The organism is Ruminococcus sp. D54t1_190329_F1 (genome assembly GCF_015551645.1).
Classification (GTDB): Bacteria; Bacillota; Clostridia; order Lachnospirales; family Lachnospiraceae; genus Blautia_A; species Blautia_A faecis.
In genome coordinates this window covers 1-17,917 of record NZ_JADNDC010000010.1, presented here as the reverse complement: position 1 = coordinate 17,917, position 17,917 = coordinate 1, and the positions used below count along the sequence as shown (strand labels likewise).

The window sequence follows — 17,917 nt, the reverse complement described above, 5'->3', positions numbered from 1 at the left end:
GGGAAGTATGATAGAATATGAAATGCTGAAACGGAGTATTATATAATTGTGATTTTTGTTATAAAAAAGCAAAGAAAATACTCGAAATGGAATAAATTTGTCAACTAATTGAAAAAACAGCGGAAGCATCCAGCTGAAAGAATGGGATGTAAGGCCGCTTTTTAGAGGAAATAGGAGAACTTATGACTGGATTTGAGAAGCTGGAAAATAGTTTAATAGATGTAATAAAGGAAGAACAGGCTAAGCTTGGATTTAAGGAAGAGAAGATTCACTTATATTATCCGCTGCTTTCCCTGAATCATTTCTTTTCTGTACTGGACAGCGCAGATGAAATGGAAGCCCGTCTCCAGAACCTGCCGGAAGAATTGATTTCCAAACTGGGAGATGTGGCGGTGTCTCATAAAGGGGACAGATTCTGTTTTTATATACCGGAGCCGGGAAGCGTTTATGTGCATGAGAATATGAAAGAAAATGAATTTATTAAAGTTCTCATCGAACTGGTTCAGAAGCACGACTGCACGAAAGAGAAGCTGCTTGAACTGTTTGCGTCCTACTGGGAAAAAACAGAGTGTCAGGAACTGGACAATGGGGAGTTTGATTTCTATATCCGCTTTCTGGATAAGGAAGATGACGCGTATTATTACTGCTTTAAGGATGAGGGATTTCACTTTATTTATCATAGATTTTTGCCAGAGGATTATGAGGATTTTGGATTTTGAAAAACAAACAGTATGTTGGAGTGATGATTTACAATCTTGACAAATAAGAAAATTTGTGCGTATATTGTAAAAAAGCTGTTTGGCAAAACAAATTTCTAAACAGATTAAAACATTCAGACTACAAAGGGGAGATTGAAAATGGATCTGAAAAATTATTCAACAGGTGTCCAGCACATTGGAATCCCAACGAACGATATTGATAAAACGGTAGATTTTTACCACAAACTGGGCTTTGAAACCGCTTTTGAAACGGTTAATAAAGAGGCAGATGAGAAGGTTGTATTTCTGAAGCTTGGAACTCTGGTTGTAGAAACATATGAGAATCATGCAGCAGTCCTTCAGGCTGGTGCAATTGATCATGTTGCACTCGATGTTAAGGACATAGAAGAAATTTATCAGTACGTTAACGAGGCTGGTTTGAATACCACACAGGACAGTATTCATTTTTTACCATTCTGGGAAAACGGAGTAAAGTTTTTCACTATTGAAGGACCGAATAAAGAGAAGGTTGAATTCAGTCAGTACTTATAAAGGATATTTATAACAGGAAAGGGGCTGTCACACTGAACTGCATCAAGTGCGACAGCCCCAGTTTTGTGGGCTATGAATTAAGATGTCATGTACGCATGGATATTTGCTAACTGTTGTAAAGGTAAACGTCCAGGTGCTTATAGCACTGTTAGTTTCATTGTCTGATTATCGGCATAGCTTAGGGGAGATTCCATAATATTTCTTGAATACTTTGCTGAAGTAACCGGAATCTTTATAACCGACAAGAGAAGAAACTTCTGTAATACTGGTATTTCCCTGTTCCAGTAATCGTCTGGCATGTTCCATTCGGACTGAAAGTATATAATCTGTAATGGTGCATTTCATATATTTGTTGAATATTTTCCGAATATAGCTGGCATCCAGAACAACATTTTCCGAAATTTGTTTCACTGATAACTCTTCGTCCATATAATGCTGCTGAATATAATCCTGAACCAGATGAATTATTTCCGATGCACGTGAAGGCTTGGAACTGTCAGAAAGCAGAATCGCTTTCTGACATATGTGAAACAACAGATTACAGCTGTCATGTGCTGAGGATTTCAGAAAAATATTTGGATATAAAACAGGATCATTATCTAGCACATCATTGATGTTAATTTCTTTTTCAGAAAGAAAAGAAAGAATGATGGAAAAAAGCGGAGATAATAGAAGCTGAGCAGTATACATATCAGAATTCTGCAGCAAAACCTGTTGTTCAATTTCCAGCAGTACTTCTTTCGCATCTTCCAATGATGTCTGACGCAATGCCATAAGAAAGCGGTTGTAAATATCCAAACCAGCAAAGCGTGGTGAAAATATGTGATTATTATTGCTATAGCGGTAAATGGGACTGTCCTGCGATGTCTTATATTGTAAAGCAAGTAAAGCCTTTTGGTAGCTGTCAGCTATCTGACCAGAATCTTCTGCAATGGTTCCAATTCCGAAAGCAAGGTCTATAGAAAACCATTTTTGAATGAATGTTTTGACGGTTTTCATAAAATCAAAGGAAAAATTCTCCGCTCTTTTTTGTGTCTGAAAATTAAAAAGGTAAACAATGTTATTATAAGTATCCTGGAAAGAGTAATAGTTAACTGTTGAATTTATCAATTCATCCAGGCAGTTTTTTACACTGAATTTCAGAAGAGATAAATTTAATTTATTAAGCTCCTGGCAGGAGATATAATTAAATTCTACTATGGCAATCTGATAAATATCTGATACTTTCCATTGGTCAAAAAGATATTTTGCACCATCATCAGATTCAGATGGTTCTTTTGAGAAGGAAAGAAGAGAATACATATAATTATCCAGGGTAAAGTCATGCAATTTTTTTTTGCGAATAGTTTCCTGCTGCTTCTGTTTATATTTTTGTTTCAGAGTTTGAAGAAGCTCAGAGAGTTCATCCGGAGATATTGGCTTTAGCATATAGTCTTCAACCTGGAGTTGTATTGCCTTTCTGGTAAATGAGAAATCGGAATATCCGGTTATAAATACAATCATAATATGTGGATGTTCTTCCTTGATTTTTTCTGCCAGTGTTAATCCATTGATATGGGGCATATTAATGTCCAGAAAAACAATATTAATAGTATTTTTTGAAAGCTCAAAAAGAACTTCCTCTCCGTTCTGAGCAAGGCAGCAGACCTGGAAACCAAGGGAATGCCAGTCTACGGCAGTAAGCATGTAATTACGAAAATATAGTTCATCGTCAGCTATTAATACACGTATCATAATTCCTCCCAATTCTTTGGTATACAGATGACAACAGCTGTACCGGTATCTTTTTGACTGAAAATCCGAAATTTGCATTTGTTATTGTAGTAAAGGAAAAGTCGGTTGTAAACACTTTTCAGTCCGAAATGATCTTCTGCTTCAGGAGAATTCAGATAACGGCGAAGCTTTGCCTGTTCCATTCCTACTCCGTTATCACAAACACATAAAGTAATATGGTCAGTCCGTACTCTGGAGATAATCGTGATAATTCCCGGAGATGTTTTTTCCTTTATTCCATGATATAAAGAATTTTCTACAAGAGGCTGTAAGGTCATTTTGGGGATTATATAGTTTTCTGCCTCTGGTTCAGCTTCGATCTGGAAATCCAAAATAGTAGCATAACGGTATCTCTGAATGAGCAGATAATTTTGCAGCATACGGAATTCTTCCCGAATTGGAATCAGTTCTTTTCCATTACTGAGCACACAACGATAATAATCTGCAAGATATTTTGTTACAGTAGCTGCTTGTTTTTCCTGTTTTTGATAGCAGGAAATATAAATCAAATCCAATACATTATAGAAGAAATGGGGATTGATCTGAGCCTGCATTAAGGACAGTTCATATTTTCGTTTCTGACGCTCATCCTGCTTGATTTGTGCAGTCAGTTTTTCCAGTTCGTGAACCATAGTATTAAAATTATTGGATATATCTCCGATTTCATCGTTTTGCTTAAGATTAGAGCGAACTTTTAAATCTCCAAGTTCAACGTGCTGCATTCTTTCAGAAAGATATTCCAAAGGGGTTGTAATAAGTCTGGTAAAAGCAGAAATCAGAAAAATAATAGTGATTGTGCTTAATATCAGGATAAGAACCAGTAAAAACATATTTATGGCAAAAGTGGATCTGAGGCTTTCTAGTGGAGTTTCATTGACCAGAATATAATCAAGAAAACCTGTGGGAGTCCAAGTCAACATGTGCTTTTCTTTATCTATGTTTATAACCTGGGAACCGGTTTTAGCACTATATATAAAAGAATAACTGTCAGGATCTGCCTGACACAAAGCAGTGCTTTCTGAATTGGAAATCACAATTCCCTGTTTGGAGTTGATTATATAATAGTTTTGATTTAAATTGTCAAACATAGAAGAAATAGTAGCAACTTTTGTGTTTAAAAATAAATAACCAAGTGTTTTTCCGGTATTAATATTGAGTACTCTTTTTGAAAATGTTAAAACTGGTGAATCGATTCCGAGATATGCACGCTTCTGTATATTGAGAAACTGATTCTGCGGAACCCCGGTTGAAGGAATAGAATCAAGCAGTTCTTCCTTGATTTTGCTGAGATCAGGTTCCATGTCGGTACCGGCGCAGACAATTTTATCATTTACAGTGAGATAAACCACAGAGTCTACAAAAGAAAATAAGTGCAGGTTATAATTAAAAGCAGACTTTAGGTAGGAATTAGCCGGATTGCTAAAATAATAACTTTGAGTTTGGTTGATTGTACTGATCAATTCATTTGAGCAGAGAATGACATTATGATATTGGGTTTTCATGTCATTGTCGAGTAGATGACACTCATTCTGAATATGCTCTATAGAACTTTTTAGCTCTTTTTGCGAAAACTGGTAATTGGCGAAAATAAGTAAAACAATGTTTTGCAACAATACAAGAAACATGATGATAAGAATCAGTTTCTTTTTTAATGTAAAGCCAGGTAATGCCAATTGTTTTGCAGACATGATTTCTCCTCCGGTTCCGAAATAAAGTAATCTCACAATATAAGATAAGTACAAAATAATTTTAAGGATTCACGTACTGTAAACCTGTAATGAATTATAACATTATCGTATGGAGAGTTAAAGCTGAACAAAAGAAATGCCTGTTTTTTCTAAAAAGAAGCCTGTTTTTTCCAGATGAAGAAAAGAAGCCTGTTTTTTACAAAAACAAACCTATAAAACACAGGAAATTGTTAATGAAATCGAAGATAATAGAGCCATCAAATACAACAGGTAATCAAAAAGGAGGATTAAGAAATGAAAAAAAGAGTAATCAGTTTTATGATGTCGGCAGTCCTTACATTGTCAGGACTTGGCTGCTATGGACTTGCAAATGTGCATGCAGAAACAGATACGAATGTTGAACGGAAATTAAAAATTTTTGCACATTATGCAGAAGCGGAGAAACCGATTCTGGATTATGCAATCAGCAAAGTTCAGGAGAAATACCCAAATGTAACGTTCGAAATTGAGGCACATCCTAATGATGATGGTCAGACATTAAAGACACGTGCCGCAACAGGAGATATGCCTGATATTGCACATGTAAATGCCGGAGATGTGGAATCACTTTCAGCAAGTGGCAGCTTACTTGATGTAGCCGAGTATGTAAAGGACACCGGATATGCAGATAAAATGACCGAATCTGCAAAGGGAACTGAAGTCTATGATGATGGAAAAACATATATTTTCCCGGACTCCGGAGCTTCTGCAATTCTGCTCTATTACAATAAAAAGGTATTCGAAGATAATAACATTAAGATACCGGAAAATTATGATGAACTTCTTGAGGCAACGAAAGAACTGGTAGCAGATGATATCATTCCATGTGCTCTTTTTGCCAAGGAAGGTTTTGTGAGCGGCGCATTTTTCGATATGTTTGCGCTGAAATCAAATCCAGCTGGTTTAAAGGCTTTATCAGAGGGAAAGGCTCATGCATCAGATAGTGGATATGCAGAGGGCATTAAAAAAATGGTTGACCTTGTAAATGAGGGATTCTTCCAGGCTGGATGTACATCTACAGACTATGAGACAGCACAGAATCTGTTTACGTCAGGTCAGGCAGCAATGTTTATTAACGGTGACTGGGATATTTCTTCTTTAGTAGAAAAAATGGGCGATGATGTAGGGTATTTTGAATCCTATCCTATGGCTGATGCTGGAAAAGAGCAGGATAATTACTATGCATTTTCCGGTGGTTTTACATATGAGGGATATGCTGTTTCTTCTGATACAGAGGATCCGGAGCTTGTTGCTGATATCGTTTCAATTTTGGCAGAGGGTACTGTAGAAGGAAACTATATCTATCAGTCCAAAATTCCAACTGTAATTAATATAGATTCTTCTATTGAACCGAATACTCCGGTTCCGGAACTGGCAAAAAAAGAAGCTGAAGAATTAAAGAACATGGATTTCCAGACTGCATGGACACACACTTTGAAAAATGCTGAGTTTGCCACAAGTTTTGTAGAATTATTACAGGAAATGCTTACAGGAATGGATGCAGATGATGTGATTGTGTCTATTGATGATCTCGTAGACAGCGTTGGTGGAAACTAAGAGTATAGACAGAGGTGAATATATATGAATAAGGTGATGGCAGATAAGAAAGCAATAATGATTTTTACACTGCCTTGTCTGATCTTCTTTGGGCTGATAGCCTTTTATCCGGTCTTTCAAACTGTAATCATGAGTTTCTTTGACTGGGATGGATTGACGACCAAAACATTTACCGGACTTGCAAACTACATAAAACTTTTTCAGGACAGAATATTCTGGACATCTTTCCGCAATAGCTTTCTGGTTGCAGGAGTTCTGATTGTTTTTGAAGTAATTCTTGGAACGTTTCTGACACTTGTGCTTATGGATAAGAGGATTCAGTGCAGAAAATTTATTCGCAGCAGTTTATTCATACCAGTTGTTTTGTCAGTAACAGTAGTGTGTCAGCTGTGGTCCTCCATATTAAATCCGGAAATTGGACTGATCAATCAGATTTTCTCTGCATTAGGTCTTGATTTCCAGCAGCAATGGCTGTCAGACAAGCATGTGGCGATTTTGGTCGTGGCATTTGTAAACGCATGGCAGTACATGGGATATCAATTTGTAATTATTTATTCAGCGGCAAATTCTATTCCAACAGATTATATTGAAGCCAGTCGTATTGATGGTGCTACCAGATGGCAGACAAATTTTTACATTATTTTGCCTATGCTGAGAGATACGCTGAGAAACTGTCTGATCTTTGCTGTGACAGGTGGATTTAATATTTATTCGCAGATGCAGCTGCTTACTCAAGGTGGTCCTGGAACTGCTACATATAGCCTGACTTATATGACATTCCGCAGTGCATTCAAACTTAGAAAATATGGATATGGCTGTACTTCAGCAGTATCGCTAATGCTTATGTGTCTGGCTTCGATTGCAGTTATTAACATGCTTATGAGCAAGAAGAAGGAAAATGAATGATGGAAAGAATCAAAGTAAGATCTCACAAGGCCTGGGTACAAACAATTATATTATTGATATTTGCCTGCCTTAGCATATACCCACTATTATATCTGACATGCTATTCGCTGAAAACAAACGATGAAATATTCTATTCAAATCCTTTTGGGCTTCCTTTGCATCCGCAATGGAGCAACTATATAAAGGCAATTACAACCTTTGATATTATGACATATTTTAAGAACAGTCTGCTTACTACTGCCATTGCGTTGGTTGGTGTTTTTATTCTGATTTTGCCATTTTCCTATGCAGTAGCAAGAATGAAGTGGAAGTTAAAGGGAGCAGCCTCCATGTTTATTTCAATCGGCCTTTTTATCCCTTTGCAGGTCAGCCTGATTCCTCTTTCTGTTCTTATCAAAAACATGGGACTTGCGAATACTCACTGGGCATTGATTTTGCCGTATATTGCTTTTAATCTGGCATTTCCGTTTATGATAATTTCATCCTCTTTTCGGGCTCTGCCTGCTGAACTGGAAGAGGCAGCGGTAATTGATGGAGCAAGTATTTATAAAACTTTTTTTTCAATCATGCTTCCACTGGTAAAACCTGCAATCACTTCAGGAGCTTTATTTGCCACACTGGGAATATGGAATGAGTATATTCTTCCAACGGTTATGATTTCCAGTAATGAGCTGAAAACTTTGCCGGCAGGACTCGCAACCTTTGTGGGACAGCACAGTACCAGCTGGGGAGCTATGGGTGCAGCAATGATGATTGCCAGTATACCTACAATTATTCTGTACCTGTGCTTCAGTGACAAAATTGAAAACTCTCTTACCGTGGGAGGCGCAGTAAAAGGATAATTAATTGATAAAAGGACTTTTTTACCATATGGGACAGGCATTCGATACATGAATGCCTGTAAAGAAAAGGAGAATATATTGTTATGCAGAAATTATACTATCAGTTTCCGGAAACCTGGTTCGGTGATTGTATGCCATTTGGACATGGGGATAAATTCTATTTATATCATCAGAGAGACACCAGAAAACCGGGACCATTTGGAGAGCCGTTTGGCTGGGATTTAGCAACAACCTCTGATTTTGTTCACTATGAAGACTGTGGTGTGGCAATTCCAAGAGGAACTGATGAAGAGCAGGATCAGTTTATTTTCGCAGGAAGTGTTTTTGAAGCAGAAGGACAGTATCATATTTTCTACACCGGTTACAACCGTGATTATCCGGCTCTTGGAAAACCGTCTCAGGTACTGATGCATGCATATAGTGATGATCTGGTTACCTGGCACAAAACTCAGGATGCTCTTACCTTTACACCTCAGGAAGGCTATGATCCAGATGACTGGAGAGATCCATGGGTGATTCGTGACGAGGAAAATGACCAGTACTTACTGGTTCTTGGAACAAGACTGCAGGGACCGAAAACAAGACAGACCGGTAGAACTGTTAAATTTACTTCCAAGGACCTGAAGAACTGGAAATTTGAAGGCGATTTCTGGGCACCGGACCTTTATACCATGCATGAAATGCCAGACCTGTTTAAAATTGGTGACTGGTGGTATCACATTGTAACAGAATACAGTGACAGAAGCAAAATGGTTTACCGCATGAGCAAGAGCCTGAATGGTCCATGGATCGCACCGAAAGATGATGCATTTGATGGCAGAGCTTATTATGCAGGACGTACCTTTGAACTGAATGGACAGAGAATTCTGTTTGGTTGGGTTGCAACGAAAGACAAAGATGATGATGACGAAAACTTTATCTGGGCAGGAACCTTCATGGCGCATGAGGTATACCAGAAAGAGGACGGCACTCTTGGTGTAAGAATTCCGGAAACAGTATGGAATGCTTTTGACAAAGAGGAAAAGAAGGACGATTTTGTAATCGATACACCAACTAAGAGCTCAGAAGTAGTTATTGGAAGAAATACCGGTGACATTTTCAAGTTCGAAGCAGATGTGGAATTCTCTGATGGTACAAGAACATTTGGTGTAAGATTTTATGAGGATGAGGACAAAGCAGAATCTTATCAGTTTGTATTTAATACTACAGAGAACCGTTATGTATTCGAGAAAAAACCGAACTGGCCATGGCCAGCAAATCAGAACATCGGACTGGAAAGACCAATTGATCTGATCCCTGGAAAGAAATATAATATCCGTATGATCGTGGATGATACAATTGCTACCATTTATGTTGATGGTGTGGCATTGAATGCACGTGCATACAAGAGACCAGGAGAAAGCTTATCTTTATTTGCGTCAGAGGGAAGCCTGAAGGTTACAAATTGTAAGGTTACTATAGGTTTAAAGTGATAGTTTACTAGAGTGTGTTTGAAAAATAATTTTTTAGGTATCATAAGACGGGGCTGATCTTATGATACCTTTTTTGTGTGGCGTTAGAGAATTGTTGTGACTCGAATGAAAATTTATACAAAATACACAATTATGAGCGCTATTTAATACATTTTACACACTAAATTACAACAACATCACAAAAAACAAAAATATATATTGTACTTATTGACATACAAGATAAGATGTCATATAATGTATGCATACAAAACGAGACAACATTAAAACAAATGTTAAAAGGAGGTAATTTATGAAACGAAAAGTAATAAGCACGGTAATTGCAGCATGTATGGTAGTGGGGACAATGGCTAGTTTTGGAACGAGCGTAAATGCAGCTACATCAAAATCGGAAGACAGTGGAGAAAAGGTTACATTAAAACTTTTCCATAACTGGATCAATGTAGATGAGGCACCGTATTTTGAAGACATTGCTGAAGAGTTTGAGTCAACACATCCAAATGTGGACATTGTTGTTGAGAATGTTGGAGATCCGGATTATAAGTCTAAACTTAAGGTTATGCTTGGTGCAGATAATGCTCCTGATATTTTCTTTTCATGGAGCGGTGAATTTGCGTATAAGTTTGCAAGAGCGGGAAGTGCGCTGGATCTGATGGAATACTATGAAGCGGATCCCGAGTGGAAAGATAGCTTTATTCAAGCTGCGCTTGAGCCATTTCAGTATGAGGAAGGAATTTATGGAGTACCGGTACGAGTTGACGCAAAGCTGATGATTTATAACAAAGATTTATTTGAAAAATATAATGTAGAGGTGCCGACTACATATGATGAATTCTTAAATGTATGCCAGACATTTAAAGATGTAGGAATAACGCCATTGGCTATGGGAAACAGTGATCCCTGGACAGCTTGCCATTATATTTCCACATTTAACAGTATGTGTGTACCAAGTGATGTACGTGCAGTAGATAATAATTATAAGACTGGTACATTTACAGATGAGGGATATGTGCAGGCATTGAATATGTTAAAAGACTTGAATGATAAAGGGTATTTTACAGAAAATACGAACTCTATAGACTTTGAGGTGGCAAGAAACGATTTCCTTACAGGAAATGCAGCTATGACGTATATGCAGTCTATTGAATTCAGACGATGTGCAGAAAATAATCTTAATGCAGGTGCATTTAAGATTCCATTCCCAGAGGGAGAAGATGGAGATCCGGAACTGGTAACTGGTTCACCAGATGGATTTATGATTTCAAAATCCTGTAAGAATCCGGAAATTGCCATTGAATTTCTGAAGCTTATGACCAGTAAGCCATGGCAGGAGAGGATGATCACACAGTTATCCAGTCCGGCATCTGTACAGGGAATTCATAATGAAGAAAATTCAGATGCATTGACTTTGCAGGCAGTTGACATTTACAGTAAGGCTTCAGGGTTTGCAAATTGGCTTGATGCAGATATTCACAGTAAGATTGCAGATGTTTATGTACCTGGGCTGCAAGAGGTAATTGCAGGAACTGTGACACCAGAGGACTTGATGTTCGAGGTGCAGGAAATTGCAGAAGAAGTGCAGGGTGATTCAGAAGAATAATAGAACTAACTGTCCATGGGAATAGATAATTCTCATGGACAGTAAAAGGAGATTCGGGAATGAGTATCTATAAAAATAAAAAAATCATAGTACTGTTCCTGGCACCGGTCACTATAGGATTGCTTGTTTTTGTGTATTATCCTCTGATACAGACAATTATAGGTAGTTTGTATAAATGGGTATCCTATTCACCGGATAGGAAGTGGGTAGGAATAGCAAATTATTTGGCCATATTTCAGAAAAAAGGATTCTTAAGAATACTGTTCAATAATACTATATATGCAATCCTTTCTGTCGTGTGTCAGGTGGGTTTGGCGATGGTAATGGCAGCTTGCCTGGAAGAAATATTTATGAGAAAGTTTCAGAAATTTTTCAGGACAGTGTTATTTATTCCGTCATTAATTTCTATGTCAGTTATTGGTCTTTTGTGGAAATGTATTTTTAACCCTAATACAGGACCATTGAACCAATTATTGGTACAGGTTTTCCACGTTCAAAATCCACCCAGCTGGCTGGGTGATGCTGGCCTTGCAATTTTCTGTTGTATCTTTATTTCCCAGTGGCAAAATGTTGGATATTGTATGCTGCTTGATCTGATTGGCATCCAGAAGATTCCGCAGGAAATTCATGATGCCGCACTTATAGATGGTGCCAGTTCAGTAAAAAAATTTTGGTACATAACGTTACCTATGAGTAAAGAGTCGATGTTGGTAACTGCACTTATAACAACAATTGGAAGCTATAAGATTTTTACAGAGATACAGATACTGACAGGTGGTGGCCCGGGAAGAGCAACTGAGGTTCTTGCCACTGCAATGTATAGGGCAGCTTTTAATAACGATGAGATGGGTGTGGCAAGTGCGTATGCGGTAGTAATATTTGTGATTACGTTGGTATTATCTTTGATACAAATGAAGCTATCCAGAACAGGAGAGGAGGCAGAACAATGAAATATAATCGATGGTATTCTTCCATTGGTAAAATACTGGTGTTTCTGTTCTTTTGTCTGTTTGCAGTTGCTATTATATTACCACTTGTATGGATGTTGATTTCCAGTGTGAAAAACAATACAGAGTTTTTGTCTTCACCGTGGTCACTTCCAGATAAAATACATTGGGAAAATTATGTATATGCTGTGAAATATGGTGTTGGTCAGTATTTTTTTAATAGTATCATTGTAACAGTTGGAACTGTAATTATGACTGTGCTCTGTTGTTCGCTGGCCTCCTATGTATTAAGCAGGTTTGAGTTTAAAGGGAAAAATCTCATATTTATTATGATTGTGGCAGGAATGATGATTTCACCAGAAGTAAATCTGGTTTCCTTGTTTAAACTTATGCAGAAACTAAAATTGTATAATACGTATCTTGGATTAATTATTTCCTATAGTGTATTTCAGTTTCCGTTTACAGTGCTGCTGTTTCGTTCTTATATGCTGTCTCTTCCAAAATCTGTGGAAGAAGCTGCTATGTTGGATGGTTGTTCTGTAATACAAATGTTTACAAAAATTGTGTTACCAATGAGCAAACCAATATTATTTTCAGGAGCGTTGTTTGCCACAATGCATGCATGGAATGAATATATGTTTGCTACGGTATTTGTAGAAAGTGATAAGTTAAAAACAGTCCCTGTCGGTTTGGTTTCTTTGCAGACTGCTTTAAGAACAGATTATCCTGTTTTGATTGCAGGATTGACAATATCGGCTGCTGTAGTAGTTGTTGTTTTTCTGGTATTTCAAAAACAGTTTGTCAGAGGGCTTGCACAGGGAGGCGTGAAAGGATAAAAAAATGAGAATACTAGGTTTGGGTGATTGTTGTGTGGATTATTATATTCACAAAAAGATGGCGTTTCCAGGAGGAAATGCATTTAATGTAGCGGTGTATGCAGCGGAGAATGGCGCTGAAGCAGGATTTTTAGGAACAGTAGGTGATGATGTCATAGGAGAACATATCCTGAAATGTGCCAGAGAAAAGCATGTAGATATTTCACATTGTCCTGTGAAGCATGGAGTATCCGGACGGGCTGCGGTCAACATTGTTGATGGTGACAGAGTATTTGTTAGTGGTTATTTTGAAGAAAAACATGGTGTTGGAAGTTTGTACCCACCTATGTTGAGCAGTGCGGATCTGAACTATGTAGAATCATTTCAGCTTGTACACAGTTCCTGCTATGCACATGTAGAAAATCAGATTGAAAGAGTACGTGCATTAGGACCGATTATCAGCTTTGATTTTTCATCTGAAGATAAATATCGTACAGATGAATATCTGAAACAAGTAAGCGCTATGGTGGATATGGCACTGTTTTCCTGTGAAGATATGTCGGATGAAGAGTGTATTAGCTTTGCCAAAAAAGTACAAGGGTATGGTGGTGCACATGTGTTGATGACCAGGGGAAAAGGTGGACAGCTGTTGGTAACAAAAGATGGTCTATGCCATAAGGGACAGGCAAAATTAATACAAGCCGTAGATACTATGGGTGCAGGAGATTCTTTCTTTGCAGCATTTTTGGTAACGTTGTTGAAAGAAGGATGGACCAAAGACGGTATCATTACAGAATCTATGATAGAAGTTGCTTTTGCAGCTGCAGCAGATTTTTCAGGACGTAACTGTTTAAGAGAAGGATCTTTTGGTATGGGACTTTCTATTGAAATGTAAATAATGAAATGCAAATAAAAGGAGGAAAAAATGCTTAAGTTTAATGAGGATGCAATCAAAAAAGATGTAGAAGAGACACTTGCACTGCGCAAAGATGTGGAAGTTGCTGTGAAAAAAATTTGCGAGAAAGGTTATGACAATATTTTTCTCGTAGGTATTGGCGGTACATATGCAGTTGCAGAAGAATTAATGTCTTACCTTAAAGGACATTCCAAAATTGAAATATATCTTGAAAATGCAGCGGATCTGACAGCTGAAGGAAATACAAAGCTTGGAGAAAAGTCTGTTATGGTGATCACATCGGCTACAGGAAATACTCCGGAAATGACAGATGCTGTGCGCTATGGCAAGGAAAAAGGAGCCACAATTTTGGGATTTGTGGATGAAAAAGACTCTCCTCTGGCAAAAGAAACTGAAATTTTGTTTTCATGCAAAGGTGGAGCTTATCTGAAGCTACTTGTGATTATGCTGGCGTTTATGAAAGAAAAGGGAGAGTTCGAATTGTATGATCTCTTTTATCAGCAGGCTGAATCATTAGGGGATGCATTAATTAATGTGCAGAAAGAAGCGGATAAAAAAACAGAAGAATTTGCAGAAAAACATGGTGAGGACAGTATGCACTATGTTGTTGGTGGAGGAATGTTAAAAGGTGCAGCTTATAGCTACGCTATGTGCTACATGGAAGAGATGCTGTGGATGCGTACAAAATCTATTTCCTGTGCAGACTTTTTCCATGGTACACTTGAAATTATTGAAAAAGATACGAATGTAACTCTGTTTAAAGGGGAAGATCATGGCAGAGCTCAAGCAGAACGTGTAGAACGTTTCTTACCTAGAATCTGCGATAATATTACAGTATTTGATACAAAAGAATATCATACACCTGGAATAGATGACACATTCAGAGAACTTTTGACACCAATGGTAATGGCTGCTATTTATGCGCGTATTAATGTCCATTTGGAAAATGTAAGAAAACATCCAATGGAAATCAGAAGATATTATCACAAACTGGATTATTGATGTGAAAGATAAAACAATAAAACTGAGGAGGTCATATTATGAAAATTGATTATAAAGCAGTCGTAAAAGAAATTCTGGATTCAAGAAAGGAAAATGGAGGTATTCATGCGATTTACTTCGCTGCCTGCGGTGGTTCTAAAGCAGGATTAACAACGGCTGACTTTTTCTTAAAGTGTGAGTCAGCAACAATAGATAGTCATGTGTATACTGCAAAAGAGTTTGTACTTTGTCCACCTAAGGCTTTTGACGAAAATTGTATTGTAGTTACCTTGTCTGCAAGCGGAACTACACCAGAGGCTGTTGCAGCTGCAAAAGCAGCAAAAGAAAAGGGAGCAGTGTCTATTACAATTGTAGGTAAGAAGGATTCTCCACTTGCAGAGCAGGGAGACTATGTATTCTTTAATGGTGATGAGCCGAAGTATCAGTACTCCACATGTTCTATGGCAGTAGCTCTGCGTTTTGCGGTGGAACTTTTGCAGCAGGCGGAAGGATATGAGCACTATGATGACATGCAGCATGGTTTTGATATACTGGATGATGTGATTAAAAAAGCACGCGAATACGCAGAGCCGGGTGCTATCCGATTTGCAGAAGAACATAAAGATGATAAAGTGCTTCATGTTATGGCCACAGGCGCAAATTATAACGTAGCGTATACAACAACTACATGTATTTTAATGGAGTGCCAGTGGATTCACTCAAATCCAATTCACAGTGGAGAGTTCTTCCATGGACCATTTGAAGTTGTAGATAAGGAAGTTCCATTTCTTGTACTTGTGGGGGTAGGAAGAGAAAGAGAAATGGATGAAAGAGCTGTTGATTTCTTGAAAAAATATGGAAAACGCATCACAGTGTTGGATGGTAAAGAGTTTGGTATTGATATACTCGGCCCAACAGTTGCAGAGTATTTAAGCCCGCTGGTATTTACCGGAGTACTGAGCAGATACAGCCACCGTCTTGCAGATGCTCGTAATCATTCCGTATATGTACGCCGATATATGTGGCATGTTCCTTATTGATTGGGAAAATGGTATAGAACTGGCTTGAAATACGATAGCCTAGATGAAGTTGAAATATCTAACGCTGGTAACTTTTAGAGGAATATACTTAGAAAGCTTGCTGGATCGGAAAAAAGATTATATAATATAAAATAAAAGCGTATATGTTTAGAGACATATACAGATGAATGAGGTGCATTATGAACGAATTAGATCCGCAGAGTATTGTTCCGCTATATAAACAGTTGAAGGACTTGCTTCTTCAGGAAATTAAAGAGGGAATTTATAAAGCAAATCAGAAAATTCCGACAGAATTGGAATTAAGTGAAAAATATCAAATTAGTCGAATGACTGTTCGGAAAGCACTTGCTGAACTGGTGGAAGAGGGCGTTCTGGCGAAAAAACAGGGAAAAGGAACATTTGTGCAGGAAGAAAAGATGACAGAGGATCTTTCAAGCCCAAATAGTTTTACCAATCTCTGTAAACGTAATGGCAAAGTTCCCGGAGGCAAGACGTTAAAATGCACACTTCAGGAGGCAAAAGACAGAGATCGGCAGCAGTTAAAATTAGAAAATGGTGAAATGGTTATTTTGGTAGAGCGTGTGCGAACAGCAGATGATGTACCTGTTATGCTGGAAAAGCTTTATTTTCCAGGACATTTGAAAAATATACTTGTAGAAGATTTGAATAATGCATCTTTGTATCAGATCCTTCTTGAAAAGTATGGACTGCAGTCTGGAAACTCAGTGATGGAAATTAGTGTGTGCGAGGCTACGCCAGAAGAAGCAGCGGAGTTGAAAGTAAAAACAGGGACACCTTGTTTATTGATGGAAGAAATTGTGTATGATCAATATGATAAGCCCTTCCATCGAACCAAGTCAGTGCTGCGAGGTGATAAATTTAAATATATCAGTCCGCGAATGAATGTGGTAAAGCATGTGAACAGTAATTAAACAAAAAGCCGGAAGCCTTGAATGTGGTTTCCGGCTCTTTTAGAATACGTGGAGGCTTGTAATGAAATTAGAGAAAAAGGTTAAAAAAAAATTAGAGGATCTGGGGATTTTTTTACTTTCTGGTTTTCTGATTGGTATTGCAACATATAATTTTGCATCGGCATTTTCTTTTCCTATGGTTGGGTTTACTGGGATAGGGTTGATAGGTTATCATTTATTTGGGATTCCTATAGGTATGACTGTGGTTTGCTTAAATATACCGATGGCTCTTATTTCATGGAAAATACTAGGACGGGAATTTTTGGAAAAGTCTATACTGTGTATTGCAAGTGTTGCTTTTTTTACAGATTATATTGCACCATTGTTTCCAAGATATACTGGAGAAACGCTTCTGGCAGTTTTGTGTACAGCGACTTTATCAGGAATTGGTTATGCTCTAATGTATACAAGAAATGCATCAAGCGGTGGGACTGATTTTATGATTATGCTTGTGCGAAAAAAATTTCCCCATCTTTCTTTAGGTTCATTAACATTGATTCTTGATTCGTCAGTTATTATTTTGGGAGTATGCCTAGTGTCAAAAAGTGCAGACAGTCTTTTGTTTGGAATTTTAATTACTTTCTTAATATCGGTAGTTATAGATAAAGTAATGAATGGATTTTCAGCAGGAAAAATGACGATGATTATTTCGCATTATCCAGAGCAAATTGCTCAGATGATTGCACAAAAAGTAGGAAGAGGGGCAACATTTCTTTGGGCGGAAGGCAGTTATACACATAATCATAAGAAAATAGTGCTTTGTGCTTGTAATAATAAAGAATTGTATATTATTCGAAAAAATGTATTGTTGATAGATCCTGAAGCTTTTGTTGTCATTATGGATTCAAATGAGGTACTGGGGGAGGGGTTTATTGAACCTGGTGTTGTTAATTAAGAATACAGTGTTATTTGGCAATGTTATGTCAGGAAAAGAATAATGTGAAGCTTCCAGAATGAGGAACTCTGAATAAAATGATGGATAATTCAGAAGCGATGTTGGAATATGATTTTAAAAAAGAGCTGTCGCACTAATCAAAGTCTCAGGTTGAACCGCTCCCCGTCAAGTAGACAATTGAAAAAATATAAATTTTTCCTGCCAGCAGAAATTTATCTGCTGGCAGTT

16 protein-coding genes are annotated in these 17,917 nt (G+C 37.6%); 14 read left to right on the top strand and 2 right to left on the bottom strand.

The window, feature by feature from the left end; genetic code table 11:
* Positions 1–182 precede the first annotated feature (182 nt).
* Both I2D69_RS06130 and I2D69_RS06125 read left to right on the top strand, forming a co-directional pair.
* Positions 183–719, top strand: coding sequence for a DUF3877 family protein (locus tag I2D69_RS06130; protein WP_148461508.1), 537 nt, complete (start codon positions 183–185; stop codon positions 717–719).
* 138 nt (positions 720–857) lie between these two features.
* A complete protein-coding gene (locus I2D69_RS06125) occupies positions 858–1,250 on the top strand; it encodes a VOC family protein (protein ID WP_148461509.1) in 393 nt (130 codons plus the stop codon).
* Positions 1,251–1,415: 165 nt separating this feature from the next.
* Here the strand turns inward: I2D69_RS06125 and I2D69_RS06120 are convergent, their stop codons facing one another.
* The gene (locus I2D69_RS06120) at positions 1,416–2,984 is read right to left on the bottom strand and encodes a response regulator (RefSeq protein WP_195379564.1); all 1,569 of its coding nucleotides are present in this window, start codon (positions 2,982–2,984) and stop codon (positions 1,416–1,418) included.
* The gene (locus tag I2D69_RS06115) at positions 2,981–4,711 is read right to left on the bottom strand and encodes a sensor histidine kinase (protein ID WP_195379563.1); all 1,731 of its coding nucleotides are present in this window, start codon (positions 4,709–4,711) and stop codon (positions 2,981–2,983) included. The genes I2D69_RS06120 and I2D69_RS06115 overlap by 4 nt, the downstream gene beginning before the upstream one ends.
* A gap of 294 nt (positions 4,712–5,005) precedes the next feature.
* Here I2D69_RS06115 and I2D69_RS06110 point away from each other — a divergent pair, with 294 nt between their 5' ends.
* From I2D69_RS06110 to I2D69_RS06055, 12 genes are all read left to right on the top strand, one after another.
* A complete protein-coding gene (locus tag I2D69_RS06110) occupies positions 5,006–6,307 on the top strand; it encodes an extracellular solute-binding protein (RefSeq protein WP_195379562.1) in 1,302 nt (433 codons plus the stop codon).
* A 24-nt stretch (positions 6,308–6,331) separates the two neighbouring features.
* Positions 6,332–7,213, top strand: a complete 882-nt coding sequence (locus I2D69_RS06105; protein WP_148461513.1) for a sugar ABC transporter permease — start codon at positions 6,332–6,334, stop codon at positions 7,211–7,213.
* Positions 7,210–8,055, top strand: coding sequence for a carbohydrate ABC transporter permease (locus tag I2D69_RS06100; RefSeq protein ID WP_195379561.1), 846 nt, complete (start codon positions 7,210–7,212; stop codon positions 8,053–8,055). Before I2D69_RS06105 ends, I2D69_RS06100 begins: the two co-directional genes overlap by 4 nt.
* A gap of 83 nt (positions 8,056–8,138) precedes the next feature.
* A complete protein-coding gene (locus I2D69_RS06095) occupies positions 8,139–9,527 on the top strand; it encodes a glycoside hydrolase family 32 protein (protein WP_195379560.1) in 1,389 nt (462 codons plus the stop codon).
* A 289-nt stretch (positions 9,528–9,816) separates the two neighbouring features.
* Positions 9,817–11,124 (top strand): extracellular solute-binding protein, encoded by a 1,308-nt coding sequence (locus I2D69_RS06090; protein ID WP_195379559.1) that lies wholly within the window; start codon positions 9,817–9,819, stop codon positions 11,122–11,124.
* Positions 11,125–11,183: 59 nt separating this feature from the next.
* Positions 11,184–12,074, top strand: coding sequence for a sugar ABC transporter permease (locus I2D69_RS06085; protein WP_118577622.1), 891 nt, complete (start codon positions 11,184–11,186; stop codon positions 12,072–12,074).
* The gene (locus I2D69_RS06080) at positions 12,071–12,907 is read left to right on the top strand and encodes a carbohydrate ABC transporter permease (RefSeq protein ID WP_195379558.1); all 837 of its coding nucleotides are present in this window, start codon (positions 12,071–12,073) and stop codon (positions 12,905–12,907) included. Before I2D69_RS06085 ends, I2D69_RS06080 begins: the two co-directional genes overlap by 4 nt.
* Before the next feature lie 4 nt (positions 12,908–12,911).
* Positions 12,912–13,781 (top strand): PfkB family carbohydrate kinase, encoded by an 870-nt coding sequence (locus I2D69_RS06075; protein ID WP_195379557.1) that lies wholly within the window; start codon positions 12,912–12,914, stop codon positions 13,779–13,781.
* 30 nt (positions 13,782–13,811) lie between these two features.
* On the top strand, positions 13,812–14,804 hold the full coding sequence (locus I2D69_RS06070; protein ID WP_195379556.1) for an SIS domain-containing protein: 993 nt from the start codon (positions 13,812–13,814) through the stop codon (positions 14,802–14,804).
* Positions 14,805–14,842: 38 nt separating this feature from the next.
* Entirely contained in the window at positions 14,843–15,823 is a 981-nt protein-coding gene (locus I2D69_RS06065) for an SIS domain-containing protein (protein WP_118577618.1), read from the top strand.
* Between the two features lie 179 nt (positions 15,824–16,002).
* Positions 16,003–16,755 (top strand): GntR family transcriptional regulator, encoded by a 753-nt coding sequence (locus I2D69_RS06060; RefSeq protein ID WP_173681746.1) that lies wholly within the window; start codon positions 16,003–16,005, stop codon positions 16,753–16,755.
* Positions 16,756–16,816: 61 nt separating this feature from the next.
* Entirely contained in the window at positions 16,817–17,689 is an 873-nt protein-coding gene (locus I2D69_RS06055; protein WP_118577616.1) for a YitT family protein, read from the top strand.
* Positions 17,690–17,917: the final 228 nt, after the last annotated feature.